Annotated in this window: 17 protein-coding genes and 4 pseudogenes; 12 read left to right on the forward strand and 9 right to left on the reverse strand. The window is 71.2% G+C overall.

What is annotated here, in order from left to right; genetic code table 11:
• Positions 1 to 10: 10 nt before the first annotated feature.
• Positions 11 to 313, reverse strand: a pseudogene (locus CG719_RS36530) (hypothetical protein); the annotation flags it as partial.
• Positions 314 to 427: 114 nt separating this feature from the next.
• Complete coding sequence (locus CG719_RS37550) at positions 428 to 775, reverse strand: IS3 family transposase (RefSeq protein WP_442802738.1); 348 nt, start codon at positions 773 to 775, stop codon at positions 428 to 430.
• Here CG719_RS37550 and CG719_RS20570 point away from each other — a divergent pair.
• The 6 genes and pseudogenes from CG719_RS20570 (at position 774) to CG719_RS20595 (ending at position 5,674) form a co-directional block, all read left to right on the forward strand.
• Complete coding sequence (locus tag CG719_RS20570; RefSeq protein ID WP_324838251.1) at positions 774 to 1,958, forward strand: Dyp-type peroxidase; 1,185 nt, start codon at positions 774 to 776, stop codon at positions 1,956 to 1,958. The two genes, CG719_RS37550 and CG719_RS20570, sit on opposite strands and share 2 nt — an antisense overlap.
• 237 nt (positions 1,959 to 2,195) lie before the next feature.
• Positions 2,196 to 2,630: a hypothetical protein gene (locus CG719_RS20575; RefSeq protein WP_100570142.1), complete on the forward strand. Its 435-nt coding sequence runs from the start codon at positions 2,196 to 2,198 to the stop codon at positions 2,628 to 2,630.
• A 609-nt stretch (positions 2,631 to 3,239) separates the two neighbouring features.
• Positions 3,240 to 4,697, forward strand: coding sequence for a serine/threonine-protein kinase (locus CG719_RS20580; RefSeq protein ID WP_100570143.1), 1,458 nt, complete (start codon positions 3,240 to 3,242; stop codon positions 4,695 to 4,697).
• A gap of 149 nt (positions 4,698 to 4,846) precedes the next feature.
• Entirely contained in the window at positions 4,847 to 5,041 is a 195-nt protein-coding gene (locus CG719_RS20585; RefSeq protein ID WP_100570144.1) for a hypothetical protein, read from the forward strand.
• 87 nt (positions 5,042 to 5,128) lie between these two features.
• A pseudogene (locus CG719_RS20590) lies at positions 5,129 to 5,293 on the forward strand (pirin family protein); the annotation flags it as partial.
• A gap of 42 nt (positions 5,294 to 5,335) precedes the next feature.
• Entirely contained in the window at positions 5,336 to 5,674 is a 339-nt protein-coding gene (locus CG719_RS20595; RefSeq protein WP_100570145.1) for a GNAT family N-acetyltransferase, read from the forward strand.
• Positions 5,675 to 5,764: 90 nt separating this feature from the next.
• Here the strand turns inward: CG719_RS20595 and CG719_RS36535 are convergent, their stop codons facing one another.
• The 4 genes and pseudogenes from CG719_RS36535 to CG719_RS20605 form a co-directional block, all read right to left on the reverse strand.
• Entirely contained in the window at positions 5,765 to 6,883 is a 1,119-nt protein-coding gene (locus CG719_RS36535) for a family 16 glycoside hydrolase (protein WP_234375693.1), read from the reverse strand.
• Between the two features lie 24 nt (positions 6,884 to 6,907).
• A pseudogene (locus CG719_RS20600) lies at positions 6,908 to 8,857 on the reverse strand (ThuA domain-containing protein); the annotation flags it as partial.
• A 6-nt stretch (positions 8,858 to 8,863) separates the two neighbouring features.
• Positions 8,864 to 9,799: pseudogene (locus tag CG719_RS37400) on the reverse strand (ThuA domain-containing protein); the annotation flags it as partial.
• 290 nt (positions 9,800 to 10,089) lie between these two features.
• On the reverse strand, positions 10,090 to 11,112 hold the full coding sequence (locus CG719_RS20605) for a multicopper oxidase domain-containing protein (protein ID WP_100570147.1): 1,023 nt from the start codon (positions 11,110 to 11,112) through the stop codon (positions 10,090 to 10,092).
• A gap of 514 nt (positions 11,113 to 11,626) precedes the next feature.
• Here CG719_RS20605 and CG719_RS37165 point away from each other — a divergent pair.
• From CG719_RS37165 to CG719_RS20620, 3 genes are all read left to right on the forward strand, one after another.
• A complete protein-coding gene (locus tag CG719_RS37165) occupies positions 11,627 to 13,264 on the forward strand; it encodes an OmpL47-type beta-barrel domain-containing protein (RefSeq protein WP_442802739.1) in 1,638 nt (545 codons plus the stop codon).
• A gap of 258 nt (positions 13,265 to 13,522) precedes the next feature.
• Entirely contained in the window at positions 13,523 to 14,704 is a 1,182-nt protein-coding gene (locus CG719_RS20615) for an ROK family protein (protein ID WP_100570149.1), read from the forward strand.
• 192 nt (positions 14,705 to 14,896) lie between these two features.
• A complete protein-coding gene (locus CG719_RS20620; RefSeq protein WP_100570150.1) occupies positions 14,897 to 15,901 on the forward strand; it encodes a TrmB family transcriptional regulator in 1,005 nt (334 codons plus the stop codon).
• A gap of 77 nt (positions 15,902 to 15,978) precedes the next feature.
• On the opposite strand, the gene CG719_RS20625 is transcribed toward CG719_RS20620, so the two are convergent.
• Positions 15,979 to 18,888 carry a M36 family metallopeptidase gene (locus tag CG719_RS20625; RefSeq protein WP_100570336.1) on the reverse strand — a complete coding sequence of 970 codons (2,910 nt, stop codon included), beginning with the start codon at positions 18,886 to 18,888 and terminating at the stop codon, positions 15,979 to 15,981.
• A gap of 323 nt (positions 18,889 to 19,211) precedes the next feature.
• Entirely contained in the window at positions 19,212 to 21,776 is a 2,565-nt protein-coding gene (locus CG719_RS20630) for a CHAT domain-containing protein (protein ID WP_234375694.1), read from the reverse strand.
• 158 nt (positions 21,777 to 21,934) lie between these two features.
• On the opposite strand from CG719_RS20630, the gene CG719_RS20635 reads away from it, so the two are divergent.
• The 3 genes from CG719_RS20635 to CG719_RS20645 all read left to right on the forward strand — a co-directional run bounded on the left by CG719_RS20635 (position 21,935) and on the right by CG719_RS20645 (position 24,518).
• The gene (locus tag CG719_RS20635; RefSeq protein WP_100570152.1) at positions 21,935 to 23,374 is read left to right on the forward strand and encodes a S8/S53 family peptidase; all 1,440 of its coding nucleotides are present in this window, start codon (positions 21,935 to 21,937) and stop codon (positions 23,372 to 23,374) included.
• Positions 23,371 to 24,009: an RNA polymerase sigma factor gene (locus tag CG719_RS20640; RefSeq protein ID WP_100570153.1), complete on the forward strand. Its 639-nt coding sequence runs from the start codon at positions 23,371 to 23,373 to the stop codon at positions 24,007 to 24,009. The genes CG719_RS20635 and CG719_RS20640 overlap by 4 nt, the downstream gene beginning before the upstream one ends.
• 74 nt (positions 24,010 to 24,083) lie before the next feature.
• On the forward strand, positions 24,084 to 24,518 hold the full coding sequence (locus CG719_RS20645; RefSeq protein ID WP_100570337.1) for a hypothetical protein: 435 nt from the start codon (positions 24,084 to 24,086) through the stop codon (positions 24,516 to 24,518).
• Between the two features lie 62 nt (positions 24,519 to 24,580).
• Here the strand turns inward: CG719_RS20645 and CG719_RS20650 are convergent, their stop codons facing one another.
• Positions 24,581 to 25,378 carry an N-formylglutamate amidohydrolase gene (locus CG719_RS20650; protein WP_100570154.1) on the reverse strand — a complete coding sequence of 266 codons (798 nt, stop codon included), beginning with the start codon at positions 25,376 to 25,378 and terminating at the stop codon, positions 24,581 to 24,583.
• Positions 25,379 to 25,411: the final 33 nt, after the last annotated feature.

Consider the following 25,411-nt stretch of genomic DNA (forward strand, 5'->3'; position numbering starts at 1 on the left):
CCTCGATCCACTCGAAGCCTGTCGTGCGGGCAGTGGACCTGCTCGGCCAGGGAAGGTTGCCGAACAGTTCGCTCTTCAAGGTGGCGAAGAACGACTCGGCCAGCGCGTTGTCCCAGCACTGGCCGGTGCGGCCAGCCGACAGCTCGACATCCAACTCGGCTGCCAGAAGGCCGAATTCACGGCTGGTGTCCTGGCAGCCGCGGTTGGGATGGAAGATCACCGAGCCGGCGGGACGGTGTCGGCGGCAGGCGGACCGCAGCGCCTCGGCGACCAACTCGGTGCGCAGTTGGTCGGCGGTGGCCCAGTCAGCCACTCGCCGGGAGGCGATGTCGATGACGGTGGCCGGGGAGAGCCGGCCTGGTCGGTAGGGATATAGGTGACGTCGCCGTACCAGCGGGCGTCAGTCGCAATCGGTACGGGCAGGAAGTCACGCAGGACCAGGTCCGGGCGGGTCGCCGCGTGCGGGGCAGGGATCGTGGTGCGGTGCCGTCGTCGTGGTGCGGCGACGTCGTCTACGGTGCTGGCCTGCGAGCCCGGCGGCCCGCATCAGCCGGGCGATGCGTCTGCGGCCGCAGACGGTCCCCTCACGCTGCAGGACCCCTGGCGGGTGACGGCCGCACACCGCCCGCTGGGCAGCATCATGAGGGCCCGCAAGGAGGTCTACCGCCGCTCCTCCCTGCTGCGTCACCAGCTCAACCACCAAGAACGGCGCGAGCCGCGCACAGCGGAGGCAGCGTCCTTCCCCGTATGTCGGCGCCTGCGTCCTGCTGCGCATTGATGATCAGACCGACGGCCGGCAGATGCTCAAGCGCCTGGTCCCTCACGTCGCTTCGGCGGCCCGCTGGTGGGATCCGCCCAGCCAGGCCTGGTTGAGCGTGGCGTTGAGCCACGCCGGGCTGCGCGCTCTGCACGTGCCGCAGGCGTCGCTGGACAGCTTCCCGGCCGCTTTCCGTGAGGGCATGGCCGCCGGCGCGGCCCGGCTCGGCGACACCGGCGAAAGCAGCCCCGAGCACTGGGACGCCCCGCTGGGCAGCAGCGACGTACACCTGGCCGTGTCCGTCTTCGCCCCGGACGACACAGGACTGGAATCACTGCTGGAGGAGCGACGCCAAGCGCTGCGCGGTCTGCCAGGCGTACAGGTGATCTACCGGCTCGACGCCGCCCAACTACCGGCCAAGCGCACGCATCTGGGCTTCGTGGACGGCATCGATGAGCCGGACGTCGAAGGCGCGGGTGTGGCCAGCATCCTCCGGACCGACCGCGAGTACTACGGCTACATGCCGGGCTTCGGGCCCACGATCAAAGCCGGGGAATTCGTCCTCGGTTACGAAAACCAGCTCGGCCGGCTCTCCCCCATGCCCGAGCCCGACGTACTGGCCCGCAACGGCACCTACGTAGCCTTCCGCAAACTCCACATGAAGGTCGCCGACTTCCGCCGCTACCTGAGGGACAACGCCTCCTCGCCCGAGGAGGAAGAACTCCTGGCGGCCAAGATGGTCGGCCGCTGGCGCAGCGGAGCACCCTTGGTCCTCGCACCCGGCCGTGACGACCCGGAGCTGGCCGCAGATCCCCCGCGGGCCAACGACTTCACCTACCGCCAGGACGACCCCGCCGGTCTGCGTTGCCCCATGGGCGCCCACATCCGCCGCATGAACCCCCGCGACGCCCTGGAAGACACGATCGCGGACGTGCGCATCCACCACGCCCTGCGCCGCGGCACCACCTACGGCCCGATGCTCCCCGAAGGACGACTCGATGACGACGGCGCCGAGCGTGGCATCGTGTTCATCTTCATGGGCGCCGACCTCGTCCGGCAGTTCACATCAGGAAGGCCCTGCGTGTCCAAGAGGCATTCCAGCACCTGCTCGACGAGGCAGGCTGACGGTCGACCACCAGCCTGTCGCGCCGTGCCAGCTGACCCGCTGTCTGAGCAATCGGAGCTGACCTTCCCCTCGTAGCGTGGGCGCGGATTTCGTCGGGCCCGGGGTTCTCGCCCTGACCGCCTGCGGCCGCAGAGACAGCCACCGGCCCGGGGCCCTGCCAATCCGTGGCAGCCCTGGTGCTGTCTCCACGGACCGCATCCCCCGCCCTGGGCCGCCCTGGGCGAAACAGAGACGCTGGAGTACGATTTCCGTTCGATTAATCGTACGGCTCTGGGGGGACGGGCCTTGAGCGTCCAACTGAGGGAAACTGCAGTGCAGTTGGCAGACGTGCTCTGGCGTCAGCACACCGTGTACCGGGACCGGGCCGGGGGTGTGGTCATCCGGGGAGAGCATGTGCAGCGCTGGATCAGTCTCGCCCCCTCGGGCCGCAGGGACGAAGTCCTGCTCCGCGCGGGCCGTATCCTCGACGGCGGCACCACCGCTCCGGCGCGTTCGGAGACTGTCGTACCGCTCTGCGCCGGCACCGGCGAGCTCGCCGCGGCCTGCCGTCGCCTGCTCGCCGAGACCGCCGCCGACGCCGCACTGCCCGCCCCGGCGGCTCCAAGCCGGACCAAGCGGTCCGAGAAACCGAGACGGCCCGGGCGGAAAGGGAAACGGATGAGCTTCGCCTCCTGGACGATCCTCGCCTGTGTGGTCGGCATCGTCGCCCTGTACGCCTACAGCACTGCGACGACCGGCACGCGCTGAGCACACGGCAGTCATCGGCGAGCCGCCACGCCCGCTGCGCATCCCTCGGGAAGGCGACCTGGCCGCCATCGTCAGCAGGTCGCGTCGCTTGGGGCGTGCACGCTTCGTGTCATAGCTGTGACGTTGGTAGAGACGCTCTTCGCAAGGGTGTTGACCTCGCAACCATCCACCGTCACCCGTGACACTCCGGTTTCCTGTCGCGCTGTACGTAGTGACCCCGGGCGGGGTCAGGCGCCTGCACTCCGGGGGGAGGCTCGCGGGACCGACGTGCAGGGGATGGCCGGCTTCCCCGTGGCGGGTCTGCCCCTGCTCGAAAGGCCGGCCTGGGCGCCCAACACGTGGCAGGGCGCGCCCGGATGCAGGCATCCGCACTTCTGGCACGCGAGCAAGTCGTCACTCTCCGTGCTTGCTTGGTCGAGCTGGTGGGCGGGGTCCTGATAGCCTGCTGCGATCTTGGAAATGGGACCCCGTCGGTGTGCGCCGGCGGTCCGGCTACTGCGCGTTCGCTGCCCTTGACCGGGCGGTATCTCATCGCGTGAACGAGAAGAACCCTGGTGCCCCCGGCCTGGCGGGGTTCGGTCCTGGCAGTCCACTTGGAGGGCGTTCGGCGTGCTGTTGGCGGCTCGGTATCAGCTCGAGGAGCTTCTCGGTCGAGGGGGGATGGGAGAGGTCTGGCGCGCGCGAGACGAGGTCCTTGGCCGTCCGGTCGCGGTCAAGCTGCTCCTGGCCGGTGGCATCGACCCGTCGGCCGCGGCCCGCTTCCGGCAGGAGGCACAGACGACCGCTCGCCTGAGCCACCCCAATATCGTCGCCATGTACGACTTCGGCCAGGCCGACGACCGTCTGTACCTGGTCATGGAAATGGTCCAGGGGCGCAGCCTGGCCGATCGGCTGGCCTCGGCGGGGGCGCTCACGCCCCGCGAGGTGGCCGCCATCGGCAGCCAGACCGCCTCAGGCCTGGCCGCAGCACACCGGCAGAACGTCATTCACCGTGACATCAAGCCGGCCAACCTTCTGCTCGCCCCCGACGGCACGGTCAAGGTGGTGGACTTCGGTATCGCCCGCCTCGCCGACGACGCGGCGGCCGGGCTCACCAGCGCGGGCATGATCGTGGGCTCCGTCTCCTACCTCGCCCCGGAACGAGCCCTGGGAAAGGACGCCGGCCCGGCCTCCGACATGTACGCCCTTGGCTGCGTCCTGTACGAGCTCCTTGTGGGATGCCCTCCCTTCCGCGCGGACACCCCGACCGCACTGCTCTACCAGCACGTCCAAGAACTGCCCGCACCACCGCGCAGCATGGGCGTGGAGCTTCCGGCAGAGCTCGAACAACTCGTCCTGGCGTTGCTCGCCAAGGAAGCGGAAGCGCGCCCCGACGCCGAACAGGTCGCCGACTGGCTGTCCGCTCCGGGAGGACTGAGCACGCCCGCGACGGCGCAGCCCACACCGCTGCCGTCCTCACGACCGGCCGCCGCGGTGGGGCGCACGGCCGTGCTGTCGGCTCCTGCCACACGGCGATCCCGCAGGCGTGACTCCCGGTCGCGCACGGTCGCCATCTCGGGACTTGCGGCGGCCGCCCTCGCGACCGCGGGATACCTCCTCTTCCAGCCGGACTCCGCACAGGTGGCCGCTGCCGACTCCCCTGCTACGACCCAGGGAGCAACGCCGTCCACCACCGACCCTGCTTCCTCGTCGCCTGCTGCTTCGGCTGCTTCTCCTCCGCCGAGCCCGTTTGCTGCTTCGGGTGTTGCCGTCGACACACCCGCAGGGTTGTCCAACGACCCCGGGGTGCTGTTCGGCCAGGTGTCCCAGGAGCTGAGCACTGCCGCCGGCGAAGGTCGGCTCGACCCGCACCTCGCCGACGATCTGGAACACAAGGTCTCCCAAGCCCGGGACAAGCTGGCTGAGGGCAGAGAGAAGGGGAAGGACAAGACCAAGGACGTACGCAAACGGGTCCGCGACATCCGGCACAAACTCGCCGACGCCGAGAAGAACCAGGAGTTCTTCAGTACCCCCGAGTTCGACCGGCTCCTCGATCACCTCGCATCCGTGGTCGGGGAAACCGACTAGGATCCCAGGGCCTGTCTGACGGGTCGCGTCACCGGCCCCGCACCCGCCAGCAGTGTCACCCGAATGGCGCAACATGGCGTGCCACCCACATGGGTGAAGGTCAAGCTGACCAGTGCCCCAATTGAGGCAATCCGCGAAAGGGGAACCAAATGCGCATCCGACGAATCCTCGCCGCCGTCATCGCCACGGCAGCCCTCGCCGGACTCGGCCTCACAGGCGCCGCCGCCACCGCCACCGCCGCCGCCAGCCCCACCCCGGGTGAGTGCGAGCAGGGCGGCGGAACAGTCAATTGGGCGAACAACACCTGCAAGGGCGGTACGTACGACGGGCAGATGGTCGACTAACCCCCACCGGGCGCCCCGCAGCCACGTGCTGCGGGGCGCTCCCGCGCGAGCGTAGCCGGGAGAGTCGCAGGGACCGTGCCGACCCGTCACTTCATCGGGCGCAGCCACGAGGACATCGCCAAGGCCCGGGACGAGTGGCAGAACGCCTCCGACCGCTTCGGCGCCGTCGAGGGGTACCCGGGAGACCGGCTTCCCGCCCCCGCGCTGCCGAACGCCGTCATCAGGCCGCGCAGGAACCCACCGCGCCACTGATCCGTCCGACGTGTCACCGACCCCACCCCGAGAGGAAACCCGATGAGCCGGTCCTCCAGCTCCGTGACCGTCCGGCGGACGGACGCCAAGCACCGCTACGAGATCCTGGTCGACGGCGAGCGCGCCGGGCTGGCCGCGTACCGCGACCACGGTGACCAGCGCGTCTTCTACCACACCGTGGTGGACGACGCCTTCGCCGGACAGGGCCTGGCCTCCCGGCTGGTCCAGGAGGCGCTCACCGACGTGCGCGAGTCCGGGAAGCGGATCGTGCCCGTCTGCCCGTACGTGGCCGGGTTCCTGAAGAGGCACGAGGAGTTCGCCGACATCACCGACCCCGTGACCACCGAGATCCAGCACTGGCTGGATGCCCAACTGGGCTGACCGCCCGCACGAGCAGGGGGAAAGCGGCGGGAAGACGAGAGAGCCGGGCCCGGGGCTGCCGCCCCGGGCCCGGCTCCTTCTGCTGTCCGGCTACAGACCGCGTACCCGGATGTTGCGGAACTCGATCAGATCGGTGTCGCTGTGGTTCTGCAGCCCCACGTACCCGCTGAGGAACTGGCGCAGGTCGGTGGGCGGGTCACCCGCACGGGACGACGACTTGCCGGGCGTGTTGTCGAACTCGTTGATCACCACGCCGTTCCGGATGATCGTGTAGTGCTGTCCGACCGCACGCACCTCGTAGTCGTTCCACTGGCCCTTCGGGGTCACCCCCGCCTTGTCCAGGCCGAGCGACTTGAAGTTGTAGACGGAACCGGTCTTCTGCACCTCGCCCGCGGCGCCGTCGTAGATCTGGATCTCCTGGCCGCAGTAGATCGCGACCCACTCGGGGGCGGTGCGGGCCGAGCCGACCGTGCCGCAACTGCCGTCCGGGCGGTCCGCCAGCGGTGTCCTCGGGTCCGGGAACCGGATGAAGACCCCGCTGTTGGCGTTGGCGCTGCCCGGCGCCACGTCACGGAACTGGAGCCTGACCGAGAAGTCCTTCAGCTCCTGCTTGGCGTACCACAGCATGCCCATGCCGCCGGAGCTGCGCATGGTGCCGTCCGGCTGGAGCGAGAACTTGCCCGCTCCGGCCTGACGCCAGTCGGCCAGACTCGCCGCGGTCCCGTCGAAGACGGTCTTGTACCCGGCGACCTTGCCGATCTCGCTCTGCGCCGCCGCCTTGCTGATCGCCGACGACTCGCGGTTGTCGAGGACGCCCTGCTTGCGGAGGTCGTTGACCACGGCGTTGACGTGGCTGACGAACTCCCCGTGGTTCGGCCAGGACGACTCGTCGTCGATCAGGTCGTTGACGGTGCAGCCGCCTCCGGCCCGGTGGTTGGTCACGCCCGTGTCGGTGTCCAGCAGGTGGACGGTCGGCCGGGCGTCGGGAGCCGGGCAGCCGGCCTTGGCGTCGAACGTCGCCGTGGCCTTCTCGCCGTCGGCGTAGGTGACCGTCAGCTTCGCGTGGTACGTGCCGTAATCGGCGTACGTGTGGGCCGGGTTGGCCTCGTGCGAGGGCTTGCTGCCGTCGCCGAAGTCCCACTCCCAGGCCACACCGCCGGTCCTGGCGCCGGCGAACGCCACCGTCTTCGGCTTGCTCTGGGTGACCACCCGCGCCCCCGCGTCCTGCGGCTTCGGGGTGGCCGGACCGCCCTGGTAGGTGATGCGGACGAGCTTCTGGTTGTTGTCCAGGCTGAAGAAGCCGCCCGCGTAGTCGAGCATGTACAGGGCGCCGTCGGGACCGAACTTGGCGTCCATCCAGCTCTGCATCTGGGTGGCGCCGCCGCCCGGCGCGATGATGCTGCGCAGGTCCTCACCGAAGGCCGGCGCGCCCTGGTCCTTGACGCGGTCGGGGTCGAGGGTCACCGCGACCCGGTTGTTGGCGTTGGACTCGTCACCGATGAACCACTTGTCCTCCCAGTAGGCCGGCCAGGCGACACCGCTCTTGGTGTCCACCTGGGAACGGTGGTAGGTGGGACCGGACATGACGGCCTGGCCGCCGCCCTTCAGGTACGGCTGGGTGTAGGTGGCCTCGCTGTCGACGTAGCTGGGCACGCCGCTGCCGTCGGAGCGCTCCGGGAACACCGGTCCGCCGCCCTGGGGCGAGTACCAGATCATGTTGTCGCGGGCCGGCGGGATGTCGACCAGGCCGGTGTTGCGCGGCGACTCGTTCTTGAGGTGGTCGCAGTCGTACCAGCCGGTGAGGACCTTGGCGTCGGTGCTGCTGCGGTCACGGTAGGGCTGCCGGTTGCCCATGCAGTACGGCCAGCCCTGGTTGCCCGCGGAGGTGATGACCGTGGCCGTCTCGTACTTGGCCGGGCCCAGGTCCGGGCTGGAGGCTCCCGCGTCCGGGCCGACCCAGCCGGCGTTCAGCCAGTTGTGCACCGGGTCGACGGAGAGCCGCGCGATGTTGCGGACACCCATCACGTAGATCTCCGGGCGGGTCTTGTCGGTGCCCGGCGCGAAGAGGTTGCCCTTGGGGATGGTGTAGGTGCCGTCGGCCTCGGGGTGGATACGGATGATCTTGCCGTTGAGGTCGTTGGTGTTGCCGGAGGTGCGGCGTGCGTCCTGGAACGAGACGCCCTTGTAGTCCTGCGTCCAGTTGTTCCCCGAGTAACCGTCGGACCCACCGGAGGAGTTGTTGTCGCCGGAGCCGATGTACAGGTTGCCGTCCTTGTCGAAGGACATGCCGCCGCCGGCGTGGCAGCAGCTGTGGATCTGGGTGTCCCAGTGCAGCAGGTCCTTGCGGGTGCCCTGGTCGATGGACTCGGACGCGAAGTCGTACGTCAGCCGGGAGACCGTCCGCTGACCGATCCGCTTGTCGCGGTCGATCGACTCGTGCGGCATCCAGTAGATGTAGATCCACCCGTTCTGCTCGAACTTCGGGTCGAGGGTGATGCCGACCAGGCCCTCCTCGTTCTTGACCAGTTCGTCGCCGCTGCCCCGGTTGCCCATCACGTCGAGCGTGGTGAGCAGCTTGACCTTCTTGGTCTTGGGGTCCCACTGGTGGATGGTGCCGCAGCCCAGGCCGACCTTGGGGTTGTTCCAGTCGACGATCGGGCCGGACGGGCAGGCGGCCTTGCCGATGTAGAAGGCCTTGCCGTCGGGGGCCATGGTGAGACCGTGCGGCTCACCGATCTGGTCGAGCTGCCCCGCCTGGTTCTGGGCGGTCAGCCGCTCGGTCTTGTAGTTGGACGCGATGGTCGCCTGGCAGTCGCCGCGCACCATGCCGGTGGTCCACTGGATGGCGCCGAGGAGATGGCTCTGGAACTTGGTGTCGGTGGTGTAGCTCTCCTCCGTGCGGCCCATGCCGGTGTAGAAGGAGCGGCCGCCGTCGTAGTCACGGCACCACGAGATCGGGTGGAACGGGCCGTTGGCGCCGGTGCCCGGCTTGTACTTCCACTCCTCGACCTGGGCGATGGTGTGGACCTTGCCGACCGGGTTGGGGTCCCAGTTGATCCACTGGTCGGAACGGGTCCAGTTCAGCGGCAGGCCCTTGTTGGCCGCGTGCTGACGGTCCGTCACGTCAACCACGGCCTGCTGGACCTTGGAGGCCTGCGGAGGCGTCGGGTTGGCGTTGAACAGCCGCAGCTCGGCCAGTTGCGTCAGCGGCTCACCGCTGTTCGCGGTGATCTCCAGCCGGTAGTGCTGGTAGGCCTGGCTGTTGGAGAACTGGAACTGCCTGGTCTGGAACCGCGACGGGAACGTCTCGCCGGTCCGGGTGTCCAGGGTCGTCCAGCTCTCGCCGTCCTGCGAACCCTGGAGCTTCCAGTCCCTCGGGTCCCGTCCCTGGTAGTCGTTGGCCGACGTCAGCGCGTAGTTGACCACCGCGACCGGCTTGTCCAGCTTCATGGTGACCCAGGCGGTCGGCGTACGGGCCAGCCACTTGGTGTCGTCCTTGCCGTCGAACAGCTTGTCCTTGGTCTCGCTCGGCGGGTTCTCCGAGTTGACCGCGCTCTCGACGACCTTCTCGGCGTCGGGCAGGCCCAGCGCGGGGCGGGTGCCGATCAGCCCGGTGAACCAGGAGGAGTCGGACTGCGCCCGGGCGGCGTCGTGGACGCCGACGAAGCCGCCGCCGTTGTTGATGTACGACTGGAACGCGGCTTCCTGCTCGGCGTTGAGGGTCACGCCGTCGGCCGACAGGAACACCACCCCTCGGTACTTGGCGAGGCCGGCGGTGGTGAACACGCCCGTGTCCTCGGACTCGACGACCTTGAACCCGTTCTTCTCGCCGAGGTTCCCGATCGCCGCCGCGGCCTTCTTGACCGGGTCGTCCTGCTTGGCGGCCGGTCCGTGGAAGACCAGGACGTTCACCTGGCTCCCGGCCGCCGCGCCCTCGGTGTACTCCGCGGGCGGCTGCGCGTTCGCCTGCACGGCCGGCAGCGTGGACAGCCCCACGGTCAGCGCGGCGCTGGACAGCAGGACGACCGCGCGGCGCCAGGACCACGCGTGGCGAGCGGTCCGCACCGGACGCGACGGCGGTGCTCCGCTTCGTCGTGAGAGGGCGAACCGGTCTCTCTTGCCCATGGTTGCTCCTTGACTCGATCCGACAACGGAAGAGTGATCAGGGGATGGAGCGAGGGCTGCCGCGGACGCCCCGCCCGGCGTGGGCCGGGTGCGGCGGATTTCGGCGGGCGGTCACGAGGCCCGGGAAGGACGCGTGCCGGAAGGGCGAGGTCGGGTTCGCCCCGGGTCCTTGCGGGTGAGGACCGGCCGGCGGCAGTCGTACACGCCCGTCGGACCGTCAGGTGGTTCGACGGGCGTGGCTTTGGGGGGCTTGGGGGCGCAGCCCGGATCGGGGGCCCCGTCGCTGCCCTCTAGTGGTCGTGCATGCCGCCGGGGGCCGTGCCGTCGGTCTCGGCCATGTGGTGGGGCATGCCGCCGGGGACCGAGCCGTCGGCTTCGGTCACGAGGAAGACGCCGGCCATGCCCATGTCCGAGTGGCTCTGGACGTGGCAGTGGTACATCCAGGCGCCCGCGCCGACCCGGTCACCCGCGACCACCTGGAATCCGAAGGAGTCCGCCGGGCCGACCGTCTTGGTGTCGATGACCCGGCTCACGTCCTGCGGACCCTGGAGGATACCGGTGCGGTTGTCCACCCAGCGGTGGCCGTGGATGTGCCAGGTGTGGAAGAAGTCCCCGTGTGTGATCACGATGAACTCCACTCGCTCACCGCGGACGGCCTTGAAGGTGGGCGCGTCGTGGGCGCCCCGGTTGTTGATCGTCATGTCGTTGAACACGACCGTGAACTGCTTGTCGGGCAGCACGTCGCCCTTGCGGCGCACGATCACGGGGCCGTAGAGGCCCTTTTTGATGCCGCCCGTGCCGTGCTCGGTCCCCACGTTGTGGTCGTGGTAGTGCCAGTAGCCGGCGCTGCCGGCCTCCCATGTCCCGCCCTGGTTCGACGGGGCGTGGGTGCGCCAGACGTAGGTCCGCCGGCCGCCCGGCTCGACGACGCTGTCGTTCATCTTGGTGCCGTCGCTGGCGACGTCGTAGTCCAGGCCGTGCACGTGCAGACTCGCGGCGACGTCCAGGTTGTTGACGACCTCGATGTTCATCGTGTCGCCCTCGGTCAGCTCGATGAGCGGGCCGGGGATCGTCGCCTCGCCCGGTTTCAGGCCGTAGCCCATTTCCCCGTTCGGCAGCTTCTCCATGTACAGGGTCAGGTTGCGGACGGTGCCCTTGTTGTTTCCCTGGCCGTTCCCCTCCACCGGCTTGTCCTTCGGGGCGGCGGCGGTCGCGGTGATGCCGAGCACCGTGGGTACGACCGCGGCAGCGGCTGCCCCGGTGGCGAAGGCCCGCCGGGAGAAGCGTCTCGTACCTGCGCCTGAGTCGGTCATCGTTCTCCAATCCTCTGAACGCGTGCGAACCCGAAGGCGTCGCGTGGTCGTGATGTGATCCGTCGCCGACGGCAGCCGTCCCGTCAGGGCGGTGTGCGGTGGTGCGCCGTGCCTTCGGGCCCGCGGGGGAGGCGGGACGGTCGCCGGATCGGCCTGCCGGTGAGGCCGTCCTGCTCGGCTCGATGTGCCGGATACGGCGGGGGATCGGGTCGGCTGGGCGAACGGGGTTCGCCTCGGGACCGCATCACCGTAGCGGGCACCCCTCCAGTTTTTCCAGACTCAGGTCAAAGTTGGTTGGATTGTGGCCATAGACCTTGGCGGGCCGTCAAAAGCCCGGTAGCTTCCCAGCGTTGCCGCACTTTGCGAGAGGTGGGGCCGCGGGACCCTGCGAGAGGCCGGGTCCGCGGGACTGGCCCCCTCGACGCGCTCCATCCAGGCGGCTGGTCGTCCACTAGACGGGACCGCGAGTGTCCCTGCGCGGTGCCGCACAAGCGAATTCGCGAAAGGTGCAGCGGTGTTCAGAAGACTGCTCCATGCCCAGACGGATCCGCCCCCCTCAGGATCGGCGCCACGCAAACCGTTCCGCGCACACCCGGTGCTGGCGGCCCTGGTGGCGGTCGTCTTCACGGCCTTCTCGCTGGCCGTGCCGGCCGCGTACGCGGCGGCGGGCCGCGGGACCGAGAAGGCGGCGTCCCAGGTGCTCACCTGGACGGCCGGCGACGACTACACGAAGTACACGTCGGTGCCCACCACCGCGGTGGCGGGACCGGCGACGATCGTGTTCGAGAACAGCGCGGCCACCGGCAACACCACCGGAATGCCGCACACGTTGACGTTCGACGTCTCGAACCCCGACTACAACAACGACCTCAGCCTCAACCTCCAGGCGAGCCCCTTCGACTCCAACGGCGGCAAGTACACGGCCGAGGTCGTTCTCAAGCCCGGCGTCTACCGCTACTTCTGCGCGATGCCGGGCCACCAGTCGATGACGGGCCAGCTCGTCGTCACCGCCGCCCCCGGCGACGACGACACCACCGCACCGGAGACGTCGGCGTCGGTGTCGGGGACGAAGGACGGGTCCGGCAACTATGTGGGCAGTGCGACGGTGACGGTGTCGGCTTCGGATTCCGGGTCGGGTGTGGCGAGTGTGGAGTACTCGCTGGACGGTGGTGCGTTCTCCGCGTATGCGAAGCCGGTTGTGGTGAGTGAGGTCGGTGCGCATTCGTTGTCGTATCGGGCGTCGGACAAGGCGGGGAATACGTCGGCGGTGAAGTCGGTGGAGTTCTCGGTGGTGGCGGCTGAGCCGGAGGACGTGACGCCGCCGGAGACGTCGGCGTCGGTGTCGGGGACGAAGGACGGGTCCGGCAACTATGTCGGTAGTGCGACGGTGACGGTGTCGGCTTCGGATTCCGGGTCGGGTGTGGCGAAGATCGAGTATTCGCTGGATGGTGCGGCGTATGTCGCGTACTCGGCGCCGGTGCAGGTGAGTGGTGTGGGTGCGCATTCGTTGTCGTATCGGGCGTCGGACAAGGCGGGGAATAGGTCGGCGGTGAAGTCGGTGGAGTTCTCGGTGGTGGCGGCTGAGCCGGAGGACGTGACGCCGCCGGAGACGTCGGCGTCGGTGTCGGGGACGAAGGACGGGTCCGGCAACTACGTGGGCAGTGCGACGGTGACGGTGTCCGCCTCGGACTCCGGCTCCGGTGTGGCCGGCATCGAGTACTCCCTCGACGGCGGCCCCTACCTCCAGTACGCGGAGCCGGTGGTGATCGACAGGGCCGGGAGCCACACGCTCCTCTACCGGGCCACCGACAAGGCCGGCAACACGTCCACGCCCAAGTCGCTGTCCCTGAAGGTCGTCGCCGGCGAGCCGCCGACCGACTGTCCGGAAAGGGACGACCGGGCCACCGTGTTCGTCGGCTCGATCAACACCGGTGTCCCCAACCGCGTGACGGCCGGCGGCTGCACGATCAACGAGCTGATCGAGGACCAGCGGGCCTGGGAGAACCACGGCGCGTTCGTCTCGCACGTCGGAAAGGTCGTCCAGACGCTGCGGGACGAGGGCGTCATCGACCAGCGGGAGGCCGCCGAGATCAAGAAGGCGGCCGGCCAGTCCGACGTGGGCAAGCCCAACCGCGCGCCCTCCGGCGCGTGAGGCACGGCCCGGGCGGTGACCCTGCCTGAACAGGGAGCCCTGGCGGGCCGCGCCACAAGCCCGCCAGGGCGCCTCCGGCACCGGGCCCCGGACGCTGCCGCGCACGGCTTTGTCCATCCGGAGGTGAAAGTTCCCCACATCAGTGCACAAGTTTCTTTCATCGGCGGCGGCTCGGTGCTACGGTCCTTCTCAAAGTCGTGCCCCCCATGTGCCGGGCATGCGAACGGTTCTTGCCACGACGGGGGCGGCGTGAGGTCTATGACGGCTCGACCGGCCAATCTCCACCAGGCCCGGCTGCTCCGCCTCCTGCGCGACCTCGGCCCGCAGTCCCGGGTCGCCCTCGGGGAGCAGGTCGAGCTGTCGCGCTCCAAGCTCGCCTTCGAGATCGACCGGCTCCTGGAGACCGGGCTGGTCGTGCAGGACGGCCTCGCCGCCTCCCGCGGTGGCCGCCGCTCGCACAACGTCCGGATCGCCCCGTCACTGCGGTTCCTCGGCGTGGACATCGGCGCCACCTCCGTGGACGTCGCGGTCACCAACGCCGAGCTGGACGTCCTCGGCCACGTGGCCGAGACGCTGGACGTGCGCGAAGGCCCGGTCGCCGTCTTCGAGCGGGTGCTCGCCCTGGCCGGCAAACTGCGCGAGGCGGGGCTGGCGGATCGCTTCGACGGCGCCGGGATCGGCGTACCGGGACCCGTCAGGTTCCCCGAGGGCGTCCCCGTCGCGCCGCCGATCATGCCCGGCTGGGACGGCTTCCCCGTCCGCGAGGCGATGAGCCAGGAACTGGGCTGCCCCGTCCTCGTCGACAACGACGTGAACCTGATGGCCCTGGGCGAGCAGCAGGCCGGCGTCGCCCGGTCCGTACGCGACTTCCTGTGCGTGAAGCTCGGCACGGGCATCGGCTGCGGAATCGTCGTCGGCGGCGAGGTGCACCGCGGTGTCACCGGCAGCGCCGGCGACATCGGCCACATCCAGGCGGATCCGGAAGGACCACGGTGCGCCTGCGGCAACATCGGTTGTCTCGAGGCGTACTTCGGAGGCAGCTCCCTCGTCCGCGACGCGACCGCGCTCGCCCAGTCCGGCCGCTCGACGGAGCTGGCCGGACGGCTGGAGGCGGCCGGGAGGCTGACCCCCGAGGACGTCTCGGCCGCCGCCGGTGCCGGGGACGCGGCCTCCCTGGAACTGATCCGCATGGGCGGACGGCGTACCGGTCAGGTCATCGCCGGCCTGGTCAGCTTCTTCAACCCCGGCCTCGTGGTCATCGGGGGAGGGCTCACCGGACTGGGGCACAACCTGCTGGCGAGCATCCGCACCCAGGTCTACCGCCAGTCCCTGCCGCTGGCGACCGGCAACCTGCCGATCGTCCTCGGCGAGCTCGGCCATGCCGCGGGCGTCGTCGGCGCCACCCGGCTGATCAGCGACCACATCTTCTCACCGGCCTGACCCGTCCGGCCCGGCCTGCCTGACCTGGCCGGATGGGCGGGACCGGCCACCTCGGACGCGCCGAACCGCGCCGATCGCGTACTGGCGCGAGTGGACGGTGACACGTCAAGATCTCCTCCTCAGGGCGGCTCCGACCGGTCGTGCGCCGGTACCGGTTCGGTCCGGCGCACGGCCGGAGGAGGAGAGAACGACATGTTCGAGACCACGAGTTTCGACTCCGTGGAAGTACGTGCGTACCGCAGCCTGGTCGGAATGCCGGAGGCCACACCGTCCCAACTCGCCCGTCGTCTCGGCCTGTCCGGACGCGAGGCGGCCAGACTCCTCGACACGCTGGAGGCCAAGGGGCTGGTGTGCCGCGCCGAGGGCGCGGCACACCGCTTCCGCGCGTCACCGCCCGATCTGGCGCTCGGCCCGCTGCTGCTGAGCCGGCAGCAGGAGTTGCAGGCCGCGCGGTCGGTGATGGCGAAGCTCACCGAGGAGTACCGCCACCAGACCCGGCGCCGGGGCTCGGCCGAGGCGGTCGAGACGGTGACCGGGGCGCGGGCGATGGCCCGGACGTTCGACCAGCTTCAGCGCGGCGCACAGGCCGAGATCCTGGCGCTGTGCAAGCCGCCGAACGTGGCGGTGCCGTCACGCGGCAACGACACCCAACTGGACGTCCTGGCCGCGGGGGTGACGTACCGCGCGGTCTACGAGCGGTCGGCGCTGGAGGTGCCGCCCGAGGTGTACCGGATCCGCGAGTTCGTCGAGTGCGGTGAACAGGCCCGGGTGGCCGCGGAGGTTCCGGTGAAGATGGTGGTCGCCGACCGGCAACTGGCCATGCTGGTGACCCCGTTCGTACGCGCCTCGGACGCGGGCGGCCCGGCCGGCGACCCGCCGTCCGCCGTTCTGGTCCGCCCCGGCGCGCTGCTCGACGCTCTCATCGCGTTCTTCGAGAGCCTGTGGGCGGGCGCCTCGCCGCTGGTGCTCACCGAGGACGGGCTGGTCGGCGAGAGGGAGTCCGACCGGACACCTTCGCCGGAGGACCTGCTCCTGCTGTCGCTGCTGCTCACCGGTCTGACGGACACCGCCATCGCCGGACAGGTCGGAACGAGTCTGCGCACCGTCCAGCGCCGTATCCGCGACCTGATCGAGTTCGCCGGGGTCCGGACCCGGATGCAGCTCGCCTGGGAGGCCTCCCGCCGCGGCTGGCTGTGAGGCCTGAGCCGGACCACGGGACGCCCGGCCCCCCCGCCGGGCGGCTCCGGTGCTCGCGCACCGGAGCCGCCGGGGGATCACTTCTCGAAGACCTGGAACTCAGCGGCCCGGACGTTGAACGCCGCCGGGGAACCGGTGGCACAGTCCGTCACGTTGTTCGGGTCGTTGTCCTGCTTGCCCGCGTAGGCCGGGTTGCCCACGCACTGGTTGGTGATCGTCTCGATACGCAGGTCGGTGGCCGAGGTCGCCGGGATGTCGAAGCTGCGCATGACGAGGTCGGGAGCCGCCGGGCGCGGCTTCGGGGCGTCGAAGGCGTCCTTCGGGCTGAGGTAGACGACGTGGAACTGCTTGGGCTGGGAGCAGTCGACGGTCGCGGTGCGGGTGCAGGCCGAGACCTCGAACTGACGCAGCGCCGAGAAGCGGCTCTGGCTGCCGGTGTCGCCGCCGGGGTCCCTGCTGTCCGTCGGCCGGTTGATGGCGCTGACCTGGATGCGGCGCACCTTGGTCGGTCCGTCGACGGCCAGGTGGACGTTGACGCCCTTGCCGGTCACCGAGGTGCCCGTCTTGTCACCGACGTACGCCCAGTTGGTGCCCTCGTCGTCGTCGATGAGCCTGGCCGCGTTGTACCCGTCGCCGGTCGCGGTGGCACCGGCCGCCGCCGAGGCGAGGTTGGGCTGCATCTTCACCTTGACGGTCTGCTTGGAGGCGTCGTCGACCTGGAAGTCGAAGCGCGTCAGACCGTAGCCCGGGGCGACCGCGATGGCGTCGTAGTGGCCCTTGGTGAACAGCGCCTTCTTGTCGAGGTCGGACGTGGTGCCGGCGATCGGCGTGGTCCGGGCGCTGAACTTGCCTATGTAGACGCGGGCGTTGGGGATCTCGTCGCCGCCGTTGACCACCTTGAAGGTGAGGTTGCCGTTGACGCCGGTCGGGGTGGCGAAGTCCGCGTGCGGCCGGGTGTCGCTGGTCGAGGTGGCGGTGGCGTCGATGCCCATGCCGCGCTTGGCGAACGCGCCCCACATGACGTCGAGGTCGGCGCCGTGGTGGCGGATCTTGTCCGCGGCGAGCATCGCGTCACGGGCGTCGATCATGGTGATCTTGCCCGTGCCCATCAGCAGGTACGAGTCGAACATCAGCTGGACCCAGCGCCGGCCGCCGCCGCAGTCGTCGACCGACGTCTTGCCGGCCGCGCACGAGGCGAGCACCTTCTTGGCCGGCTCGCCGTACTTGCCGACGAGCGCCTGACGCACCTCGTACTGCACGGCGTTCCAGATCTCGCCGTCGGAGTGCACCTCCGGACCGCCCATGTCGTAGCCGAAGTTGGAGTAGTTGAGGGGGCTCTTGTCGATGGCGAAGTTGCGGATGCCGCGCTCGTTGTTGTCAGTCACGTACGGGCCGACCACCCACGGGTCCACGCCGTCCGGGACCGCGCCGGTCTCGATCAGCCGCTCGGTGGCGACCAGGTCGCTCCAGGACTCGCCCATCGAGCCGGCGTGCGTGCCGGAGAGGCCGGAGGTGCCCCCGCCGACCATGCGGTTGGTGATGGCGTGGGTGTACTCGTGGCCGATGACGGAGGCGTCGAAGTCGCCGTCGGCGCAGCGCCCGTAGAAGGCCCCGGCCTGCGGCTGCCACAGGTACATGTTGGTCAGCGCCACACCGCCGTCGACTCCGGTGCTCTGGTTGGCGTTGTTGCGGGTGGCGGGGTTGCTGCCGCCGGAGCGGGCCACGCCCATCTCCGGGTCGCCGCCCTTGCCGCCCAGGTCGTAGTTGTCGTGCTGCATGTTCCACGTCTTCTCGGTGAACCCGAGGTGGTACGAGAAGTCGTGCATCACGTTGTGCTGGGCGAACAGGTTGCCGATCGCCGCGTCGCGGTCCGGCTTCGCGGGGTCGGTCAGCACCTTCGGGTCGCAGCCGGTGGCGTGCCAGGCGTCGGTGTAGGAGTAGTCGTAGGCCCGGTCGGCCCGCACGTCCGGGGTGATGCCGAGCCAGTTGCGCCCGTTGGCCGTCAGACCGTCGCTGGCGAAGGCGTTGGCCCCGAGCGTGGTGCCCAGTTTGTAGGAGCCGCCGTAGGTGCCGCCGCCCTCACCTGAGGCGATGTCCCAGGCGTGGTGCGGAGTGCCGGGGGCGGAGTCGCTCATGACGCGGTCGCAGCCCGGAGCGGCCGTCCAGCACCAGGTCTCGCGGGTGTCGGCGGAGGAGTCGTTCAGCGGGGGAGAGAAGGGGAAGACCTTCCATTGCGGGTTGCCGTCGTGGCCGTCGGCGACCCCGTCCTCGACCAGGGACCGACGGGCCAGCACCTCGCCGGTACGGGCGTCGACGACGCTGTCGTAAAGCTCCGGCTCCTCGCCGGCCGCACCGGCCTGCACCTGGTAGGCCGAGCGGACGGTGCCGTCGGGGTCGGCGATCACGACGGGGCGTACGAGCTGCGGTCCGGACAGTCCCGAAGCCTCGAACTTGCGCCACTTGTCGGTACTGTCCGTCGCGGACAGCTTGCCGGGCGCCAGGGCCACGTCGGCCAGTGCGGCCTTGATGGCGTCCTGCTCCGACAGGGTCGCCGGCTTCGGTGCGCCGGTGACCGGGGCCAGTGCCCCGGAGACGCTGACCACGGTGCCGTCGACGACACCGACGGAGATCTGGCCGTCCCGGGCGAACGGCTTGCCGTCCACCTCCTGGGCGAGCAGCACCGCGGCACCCTTGCCGATCGGGGTGCTCGACACCAGCTTGAGGTCGTCGACCTGGGCGGCGGGGATGCCGAACAGGTCGGCGTTGGCCTTCAGATAGGCGCGGGCGGTCTGCTCGGGCTTGGTCGGCAGCCCCTTCGCCAGGGCGGTGCCGTCGCCCTCCGGCACGACCGTGGTCGGGGTGCCGTACCGGCTCCAGCTCACCCGGGCGTCGGCCTTGGCCGCCGCGCCTCTGGCCCTGGCCGACGGGGCTCTGTCGGCGCCCGGCAGGTCCTTGTCGGGTTTGCCGTGGTGGTGGGCGCCGGTCATCCCCGAACCGGATCCCGAGGACGGCGGTTGCGCCGGGCCCGGGTCGGCGCCGGCGGTCGGTGTCTGTATCACCGCGACGATGCAGGCCGTGGCCAGCGCCAGGACGGTTCGCCGTGCACGTGTGGAGCGTGTGGAGTAAGTGCGCACTCGTACCCCTCTCCTCAAGAAGGGCCGGACAGGGATTGCCCGTCCGGCACCCGCGGAGAGTGGCACGCGGCGTGATGCGACAGGAATGATCGTGCATGGCGGAAACATGACAATGCACAGTTCCGCCACAGGTTGCTCCCGAGTGCTCCACGGTGGACCGTGCCGTTCCGCCCATCTCAAGCCGCGCCGAACGCCGCGAAAGCCCACCCCGTCGCCTGGTGGGTCGCGTCGCCCGGGAGGGCGGTGCGGGCGTCGCGGAGTGCCTCGGCCAGGGACAGGCCGGCGTCCAGGCCCTTGTGCAGGCCGAGCATCAGGGGGACCACCGCCTCGTCGTTGACGGGGGCACTGCACGCCACCACCCCGGCGGTGCCCAGCGGCAGCAACGCCGTGACCAGGCCGAGCAGTTCGTCGGCGCCGACCGAGGCGAAGCGGGCGGTGTCGCAGCAGGACAGGATGATCCGGTACGGGCTGCGGTCCAGGCGCTCGAAGTCGTGCACGATCAATGGGCCGTCGGCCATCGTCAGCGACGAGAACAGCGGGCTGTCCGCGCGGAAGGTGCCGTGCGCGGCGATGTGCGCGAGTGCGGCCCCGTCCAACTCCCGCAGGACCCGCGACACATGCGCGTCGTCCTCCTCCAGCACGGTCGGCGCGCCGTAGCGGTCGGCGAGCTCGGGCACCTCCGCGCCCCCGGTCGCGAGACCCGGCCCGCGCACCAGCACCCGGCGGCCCCCCGGCGGCGGTTCGGTCTCGTGGGCGCGCAGCCAGCTGCTCGCCGACGGCGACACGCTCAGCACCCGCTCCCGCAACGACGGCAGCAGCGCCCACGGCACCCGGTGCAGCGACCCCGGCGGCACCACCACGACAGGCCCGGAGCCCAGTTGGCGGGCGACGGGTCCGAGCAGCAGCTCCTCCAGCCGGCGCCCCGCCGCCTCCACCAGCGGCAGCCGGGCCGCCGCCCCCGGGTGGGCCAGCCGCCGCAGTCCCGCCTGCACGTGCTCTGCCTCGGTCACCGCGTCCGCGAGCCGCCCGGCCTCGAAGCGCCGTACCCGCCCCTGCCCGCACAGCAGCACGTGCACCCGCCCGTCCAGCACGGCCAGTTCGACCAACCGCGTGTCCCCGAGCCGCGCCAGCAGCCGGCCGGGGTCGAACCGGTCGCCGCCACCGGGCGCCTCGCCGCGCAGGCGCAGGGTGCGCGAGCGGATCTCCCGTTCCAGGCGCCGCTGTTCGCGTTCCAGGGCGGGCACCGGATGGCCGTCCTGGCGGGCGTCCTGCGCACGGGCGGCGATCTCGCGGAAGGCGGTCAGCCCGCTGAGCAGGGCCGGGTCGGCGGGCGGTCGGGTGGGCGGCGCGGACAGCACGGTGGCCCGCCAGCGCTCGCTCCACACGAGCAGCCGCCGCGGCTCACCGGACGCGAGCGCCGCCTCCTGGGCCAGCGCGGCCAGTTCGGCGCCCTGCGCGGTCGCCCGGGCCCGCAACTCCGAGGCGCCCAGCGTCATCCGGTGGTCGTCGAGCACGTCGAGCCCGCGCCGGCACGCCTCGAGAACGCCGCGGCGGGAACCCGCCGCCCACGCCCGCAGCGCCTGCGCCGCCCAGCCCGTCATCCGGGCGAGCGGCGGCCCGCCGTACCGGCTGCGCGCGGCGACCGCGAGGTGGCTCTCGGCGTCCGCGGGACGGCTCAGGGCGAGCGCGATCCGGCCCGCAAGGAGCGACGCCTCCGGCGCGGCCGGCGAGCCGAAGGAGGCCAGCCGTCCGGCCACCGCCGCGGCGTCCGCGACCAGCCGCCCCGAGCGGCGCCCGTCGGCCACCCGCGCCTCGATCAGCACCAGCCGTGCGTGCGTCTCCCACCAGGCACGCCGCTGCCCCGCGAACAGCCGCACGGCAAGCGCCGCGCGCGCGGTCGCCGTGTGCGGGTCGTCCGCGAGACGCGCGGCCCGCGCCGCGGCCAGCAGCAGCTCCGCCTTGCGGGTCGACTGCCCGCCGATACCGTCCAGTTCGGCGATCGCCGCGTCCGCCCCGGCCAGCGCCTCGGGCGCGAGACCGGCCGCCATCAGGACCTCGCAGCGCCGTACCTCCAGCATGAACGTCGGCGTGCCGAGCTCGGCGTACCGCTCCTCGGCCTCGTCGAGGAGCCGCAGCGCCGCCGGGATGTCGCCCTGCCGGAACGCCGCCAGGCCCCGGCTCTCCACGGCGTCGGCCTTGTCGTGCTCCTGGCCGGTGGTGTCCCACAGCGCCTGAGCCGCGGTGAAGTCGGCGTCCGCGCGCTCCACCGCGCCCAGCGCCAGGTGCACGGTGGCCCGCAGCGTCAGCGCCCGTGCCGTCCAGATCACGTCACCGGCCTGCCGCAGTACGGGAATCGCCCGCCGTACGTCCTCCAGCGCCTCACGATGGCGGCCCAGCACCCACCACACGTACGCCCGCCGGAACAGCACCCGCGCCCGGGTGTGGCCCGTCCCGCGCGCGACCCCGCGCTCGAACGCCGCGAGGCCCTGCCGTGTACGCCCCGCGTGCACCAACGCAACCCCCAGCGTGGCCAGTACGTCGGCCTCCCGCTCGGCCGAGTCGGCGTGCGCCGCCAGGTCCCGGGCCCGCCGCAGATGCCGCAGGGCCAGGCGTGTGTCGCCGAAGTCCCGCTGCCAGATGCCGATCACCTGGTGCGCCACGGATCCGTGCAGCGGCGGCGGAGCGGACTCCAGCAGCCCGCGGGCCCGCGCCAGGGCCTCGCCGGGCGCGGCGAACACCATGGGCAGCAGTTCGAGGACCGAGTCGCTTCCCGCTGTCACCCGTTGGATGGTAGTGGCCTGATGAGGCCCCTGGAACCGGCGCACACCCGCCGACGCTGTATCAGGCGGGGGCCGCACGGCTCAGACTGACGATCGTCGTACCAACGGGAGGACACGCCATGGCACCTCAGCGATTCCGCGAGCAGTTCGCCCAGATCCAGCGCTCGATGCCGGACGTGCCGCTGGCGATGGGCCCGGACGACGCGGCCGAGTTCTGCTACGAGAAGGGTGTCGTCCTCGCCCGCGACGGCGAGGAGGCCCGGCTGGTCGAGGACACCGTCCGCGCGCACTTCGCGGCGGCGCCCGATCTGACCGCGGACCGTGTGCGCCGGGCGGGCCCGGAGACCAACCGCACCGGAGTCACCCGTATCCAGGTCGGCGACCCGGGCCGCGGCGACCGCGGCGGCGACCTCGCCGTCACGCACGCGCTGCGTGCCCTGCGCGAGCCCGAGGGCAGGACCGGACGGCGGCTGGTCAGCCGCAACCACGTGGTCTCGATCGCGTCGGTCAACGCCTGCCCCGGCGACGAGCCGGTGCCCGCCCCGTTCGGCGAGGGCCCCAACCCGGCGCCCGCCGAGACCGTCTACGACGAGGACACCGCCGTCGGCGTCCTCGTCGTCGACACCGGCCTCATGCACGACTACCACTCGGTCCCGACCCTGGCCCACGTCCAGGGCGACGCGCAGGAACGGGAGACCGACGACGCGGGCGTCCTCCAGCAGTACGTCGGCCACGGCACGTTCATCGCCGGGCTGGTCGCGGCCGTCGCCCCGAACACCGACATCACCGTGCGCGGCACCCTCAACGACGCCGGCGCCATCCTGGAGTCCGATTTCGGCCACCGGCTGTTCGAAGCCGTCGACGCGGGCGGCTGGCCCGACATCCTCAGCCTCTCCGCGGGCACCCCCAACGGCCGCACCGACGGCCTGCTCGGGGTGGACGCCTTCATGCGGGAACTGCGCGACAGAGGAACCCTGCTGGTCGCGGCCGCCGGCAACAACGGCAGCGGCACCCCGTTCTGGCCCGCGGCCTACGCCGGCCTGCCCGGCTTCGCCGAGTCCGTGCTGTCGGTCGGCGCCCTGCGCGGTGACGGCGAGTACGGCGCCTGCTTCAGCAACCACGGCGCCTGGGTGCGGGTGTACGCCCCCGGCGAGCGGCTGACCAGTGCCCTCACCGGCTTCGAGTCGCCCGTGCCGTACGTCTACCAGCACTCCTCCTACGAGGCCTGCCGGTTCGGCTTCGCCTACGGCTGCACCTGCCAGTCACCGCGGCACACCGGAGTGCTCAGCGAGGCCGGGCAGAGCACTCCGGCGCAGGCGGACCGGGCCGTGTTCGAGGGCTTCGCACAGTGGAGCGGCACCTCCTTCGCCACTCCGGTGGCCGCGGGCATGATCGCGGCGCACATGACGGCGCACAAGGAACCCGACCCGCGTGCGGCCCGGCGTCAGCTGCTCCAGGCGAACACCGAGTACGCGGAAGTGCGCGGGGCGCACGTCCCGGCGCTGCGTCCGCCCACCTGGCGCCCGGTCCCCGTGACCCGGCTCGCCCCGTCGGCATGAGGTCCGGAACCCTCCCCTCCACGGCGTACGATGACATGCCGTATCCGAGGGGTGAGTCAGTGGAACGCGCAGAGGTCGGCGTGCTCGTCCGGTCCGCCGTCGACGGTGACGCGGCGGCCTGGAAAGCACTGGTGGAGGGGATGAGTCCCCTGGTGTGGTCGGTGGTGCGGGCGCACCGGCTCTCGGACGCCGACGGGCACGAGGTCTACCAGACCGTGTGGTTCCGCTTCGCCCAGCACCTCGGGCGGATCCGCGAACCCGAGAAGGCCGGCTCGTGGCTCGCGAGCACGGCCCGCAACGAGTGCCTGAAGACGCTCAGGAGCCTGAGCCGGCTGACGGTGACGAGCGATCCGCAACTCCTTGACCGGGTCAGCGAGGACCGCACGCCCGAGCAGTCGCTGCTCGACTCCGAGGAGGCCGCCGCACAGAGCGAGCGGGTCCGCAGGCTGTGGCAGGAGTTCGAGAACCTCGGCGACCGCTGCCGCCAGTTGCTGCGGGTGCTGATCGCCTCGCCGCCGCCCAGCTACCAGGAGGTGTCAGCGGCCCTCGGCGTCGCCGTGGGCAGCATCGGACCACTGCGCCAGCGCTGTCTGAGGCGCCTGCGCGCACGACTCGACGCACGGGGGACAGTGTGAGCGGCAACATCCGGGACGACGACGGCACCGGCGACGAACTCCCCGCCCAGGAGGGGACGTTCGACGAGGAAGAGATGGCAGCGGGGCTGCTGGAGGAGGAGTTGCGGCAGGCCGCCGCGATCCTCGACCCGGTGCCCCACGACCTGCGTCAACTCGCCGTCGAGGCATTCGCGCTGCGCGACCTCGACGCCCGGATCGCCGAGCTGACCTTCGACTCGCTGGTCGACGCCATTCCGGTCCGGGGCGCGACGGACACACCGCGGATGCTGACCTTCCAGGCCGGTGAGCTGACCGTGGACGTCGAGGTCACCGGGGACGGGCTGATGGGGCAGGTGCTGCCGCCGCAGCCGGCCCGGATCGAGGTGCTGGCGGGCCCGCGGCGGCGGGGACCCGCGCTCACCGCCGACGAACTGGGCCGGTTCACCGGTGACGCACCGCCCGGCGGCCCGTTCGCGCTGCGGCTGCGCGCGGGCGCCGAGGTCGTCGTCACGGAGTGGTTGCGGGCGTGACCGGGACTGTGTCGCCCGACCGAGCCCGCACCGCGTGACGTGCCGGAGCGCTCCCGCCGGATTCAGCGGCCCAGACCGTCGACCAGGGCGGCCAGCGCCCCGGCCAGCCGGTCGAGCCCCGGACCCGCGGGACCGCCCGGCTCGGTCATGTACGTGTCCCGCCGGATCTCCACCATCAGGGCGCCGACGCGGGCGTCTTCGCCGTGGAACTCCAGCGGTACGTAGGCGCCGCTGAACGGGCTGTCCAGTCCCGTCTCGCCGCAGCGCGCGAACGCCGCACGCGCGAGCCCGGTCAGCTCGGGCGACGTGTGGAAGGAGTCGGTGCCCAGGCACACGGGCGGCCGCGGGCCCTCGCCGTGCAGTTCGTAGGGGAGCGCGGCGCCGGGGTAGGAGTGCACGTCGATGATCACAGCACGCCCGGTGGCGGCCAGGCGGTCGGCGACGGCCTTCCTCATCGCCTCGGCGTACGGCCGGAAGTACCGCTCGACCAGCGGCTCCGGGTCGGTGTCCGAAGGCCGCAGGACGTTCCGGTGCGTAGTCCGCGTGTACACCGCGCCCATCCCGACGGCGAGCATCTCCTCCCGCTCGTCCGGGAACCGCTCCGGGTCCACCACCAGCCTCGACAGCCGGTTGACGAACCGCCACGGCGTCAGCCCCGCCAGCCCGGCCGCCGCCTCGGCGATCCGGTCGGTGTACGCGTCGGTGATGTGGTCCAGCTCCCGCTCCAGCTCGGCGTCGTCCAGCACGATCCCGGCCCGGACAACGGCCGGTATCGCCCGCGCCGCGTGCGGCACATGCAGGATAACCGGCGACTCGGCGGCGCCGGGCAGCAGTTCGAAGGACGGCGGGGTGTCGTGCATGGGGCTGTTCCTGTCTCTCTTGGCGTCGCCACG

The sequence above is a fragment of the Streptomyces sp. CB01373 genome, from assembly GCF_002803075.1.
Classification (GTDB): domain Bacteria; phylum Actinomycetota; class Actinomycetes; order Streptomycetales; family Streptomycetaceae; genus Streptomyces.

Bases quoted from the DNA above. Each gene is read 5' to 3' on its own strand.
- CG719_RS37550 (WP_442802738.1), bottom strand. From the start codon at position 775: ATGCGCAGCAGGACGCAGGCGCCGACATACGGGGAAGGACGCTGCCTC.
- CG719_RS20585 (WP_100570144.1), top strand. From the start codon at position 4,847: ATGCGCATCCGACGAATCCTCGCCGCCGTCATCGCCACGGCAGCCCTC.
- CG719_RS20595 (WP_100570145.1), top strand. From the start codon at position 5,336: ATGAGCCGGTCCTCCAGCTCCGTGACCGTCCGGCGGACGGACGCCAAG.
- CG719_RS20605 (WP_100570147.1), bottom strand. From the start codon at position 11,112: ATGACCGACTCAGGCGCAGGTACGAGACGCTTCTCCCGGCGGGCCTTC.
- CG719_RS20615 (WP_100570149.1), top strand. From the start codon at position 13,523: ATGACGGCTCGACCGGCCAATCTCCACCAGGCCCGGCTGCTCCGCCTC.
- CG719_RS20620 (WP_100570150.1), top strand. From the start codon at position 14,897: ATGTTCGAGACCACGAGTTTCGACTCCGTGGAAGTACGTGCGTACCGC.
- CG719_RS20625 (WP_100570336.1), bottom strand. From the start codon at position 18,888: ATGACCGGCGCCCACCACCACGGCAAACCCGACAAGGACCTGCCGGGC.
- CG719_RS20630 (WP_234375694.1), bottom strand. From the start codon at position 21,776: ATGGTGTTCGCCGCGCCCGGCGAGGCCCTGGCGCGGGCCCGCGGGCTG.
- CG719_RS20635 (WP_100570152.1), top strand. From the start codon at position 21,935: ATGGCACCTCAGCGATTCCGCGAGCAGTTCGCCCAGATCCAGCGCTCG.
- CG719_RS20640 (WP_100570153.1), top strand. From the start codon at position 23,371: ATGAGGTCCGGAACCCTCCCCTCCACGGCGTACGATGACATGCCGTAT.
- CG719_RS20645 (WP_100570337.1), top strand. From the start codon at position 24,084: ATGGCAGCGGGGCTGCTGGAGGAGGAGTTGCGGCAGGCCGCCGCGATC.
- CG719_RS20650 (WP_100570154.1), bottom strand. From the start codon at position 25,378: ATGCACGACACCCCGCCGTCCTTCGAACTGCTGCCCGGCGCCGCCGAG.